A 1,794-nucleotide genomic window follows, 5' to 3' on the forward strand; every position below is an offset into this window, starting at 1 on the left:
GGCCGCCCCCGACGCCACGACGACACCCGACGCTGCGGCCACGGCCCCGGCCGACGACGCCACGGCTCCGGTCGACGGCGCGACCGCCGAGCCGACCGCCCCGGCCGACGGCGCGACCGCCGAGCCGACCACCCCGGCCGACCCGGCCGCAGACCCCGGTGCCGCGGACCCGAGCAGCGCAGCCGACCCGAACACCCCCGCCGAGGTCGTCGACCCGGCCGACGAGGTCGTCGTGCCGCCCGTCGCCGGGCCCGAGGACGAGACGACGCGCAAGATCCGCGAGGCGGTCGCGCGAGTCGTGGAGCTCAGCAGCGAGGTCGCCGAGACGACCCAGGAGACGCGCGAGCGCATCGCCGCCGAGCAGCAGGCCGCGGCCGAGAAGGCGGCCGCCGAGAAGGCCGCCGCCGAGGCCGCGGCGAAGGCCGAGGCGGAAGCCGCCGCGAAGGCCGCCGCGGAGGCCGCCGCCGCCAAGGAGGCCGAGCGTGCCGCCTGGAAGCAGTCCCTGCTCGGCTACGCGAACGGCCAGATCCCGTCCTCCGCGCTGTGCGCCCCGTCGTTCGACTCGAGCGCGCTGCTGCGGTGCGACGCCGCCGAGGACCTCGACGCGCTCGACGCCGCGTACCACGCCGACTTCGGCGTGCACCTCGCGATCTCCGACTCCTACCGCTCGTACGGCAACCAGGTGAGCTGCCGTGCGCGCAAGGGCTGGCTGTGCGCCCAGCCCGGCACGTCGAACCACGGGACCGGCATCGCCGTCGACCTCGGCGGCGGCATCCAGGTGTTCGGCACCAAGCAGCACGCGTGGATGCAGCAGCACGCGGGCGAGTTCGGGTGGGTGCACCCGGCGTGGGCGCGGGCCGGCGGCAGCAAGCCCGAGGCGTGGCACTGGGAGTACACGCGCTGAGCCGCGGAGGTCCGGTTGCCGTGGCGCGCGAGAGCGAGCGCCCGGTGCGCCGGCCGCGCAGGCAGGCGGCCGCCCGTGCGTGTCCCGCTCTTCACCCAGCCTGGTAGTGGCCAGCTGCACCTAGCATCGGTCCATGCCTGCACCGGGTCGTGCCTGGCCGCTCGTCGGCCGCGCCGCTGAGCTCGACGACCTCGAGGCCTACCTGACCGAGGCCACCGACGGGCCGGGCGGCGCCGTCCTGCTCGAGGGTGAGGCCGGGGTCGGCCGCACGAGCCTCGTCGAGGCGCTGCAGTCGGGCGCCCAGCTCCTCGGCATCCGCGTGTGCGGCGGCGCCGACGCGCTCGACGAGCTGCGCCGCCCGTGCGTCGACGGGTCCGCGCGGCTCGTCGTCCTGGAGGACGTGCACTCCTGGGACGACGACGAGCTCGCGGGCCTGGCCGCCGCGTCGGGCGACGGCTTCCCGCCGCGCACGCTCGTCGTGCTGACCCTGCGCCCGGTGCCGCACCGCCCCGCGGTCACGCACGTCGTGAGCCGGTGGACGCGCGCCGGCGCCCGCTACCTCGAGCTGCGCCCGCTGCCGACCGCCGCGGCCGTCGAGCTCGCCGAGGCCATCGTGGGCGCGAGCCTCGGTCCGTCGCTGCGCGGAGCGATCTCGACCGCGGGCGGCAACCCTCGGTTCGTCGTCGACGTGGTCACGACCGCGCACGACGCCGGCGCGCTCGTCGCCGTCGAGGGCGGCATCGACGCGGTGCTGCCCGGCTGGCGGGGCGAGGTCGAGGAGGTCGTCCGGTCGCGCGTCGCCTACCTGGGCGCCGACGTGCTCGCGCTGCTGTCCGCCGCGTCGGTGCTCGGCGTCTCGTTCGTCGTCGTGGACCTCGCCGCGCTCGTCG

The 1,794-nt window shown here is 77.1% G+C and carries 2 protein-coding genes; both read left to right on the forward strand.

The genetic code is table 11. From position 1 onward, the window contains the following. Positions 1-904, forward strand: a 904-nt coding sequence (locus tag CWIS_RS17675; RefSeq protein WP_197080822.1) for a D-alanyl-D-alanine carboxypeptidase family protein, incomplete at its 5' end; no start/stop codon positions are given. Positions 905-1,037: 133 nt separating this feature from the next. After that, a partial coding sequence (locus CWIS_RS18910) for an AAA family ATPase (RefSeq protein ID WP_053071668.1) occupies positions 1,038-1,794 on the forward strand: 757 nt, incomplete at its 3' end.

Origin of the sequence: Cellulomonas sp. A375-1, from assembly GCF_001040865.1 — a bacterium.
Classification (GTDB): Bacteria; Actinomycetota; Actinomycetes; order Actinomycetales; family Cellulomonadaceae; genus Cellulomonas; species Cellulomonas gelida.